1 pseudogene is annotated in these 320 nt (G+C 51.2%); it reads right to left on the bottom strand.

The annotated features are described in order from the left end of the window. Window positions 1–320: pseudogene (locus J4050_RS15250) on the bottom strand (hypothetical protein); the annotation flags it as partial.

Genomic DNA, 320 nt, shown 5'->3' on the forward strand with positions numbered 1-320 from the left:
GGACCAAATACCATAGCGTTATCTCCAGAAGCATTGGCAGCAGATCCTATGGCTACGGAACCACTACCGCTGGCTGCTGCCGTATTTCCCATGGCTATGGCATTAAGGGCAGAACTAATTGTATTATTCCCAAAAGCAAGTCCTCTAATAGCTGCAACATTGGTACTGCCGCCTTGAAGCGCGATTGAAAATTCACCGCCGGCATCGGCACCTCCAAATGAGAGACCGCCATTTCCACTGGCAGTTCCTTGCCAGGCTAAACTATTGGCTCCCCCTGCATTTCCTCCTGCAAAGGCCGTGGCCGTATTTCCTGAAGCTTG

Source organism: Winogradskyella pelagia, from assembly GCF_017581965.1.
GTDB lineage: Bacteria > Bacteroidota > Bacteroidia > Flavobacteriales > Flavobacteriaceae > Winogradskyella > Winogradskyella pelagia.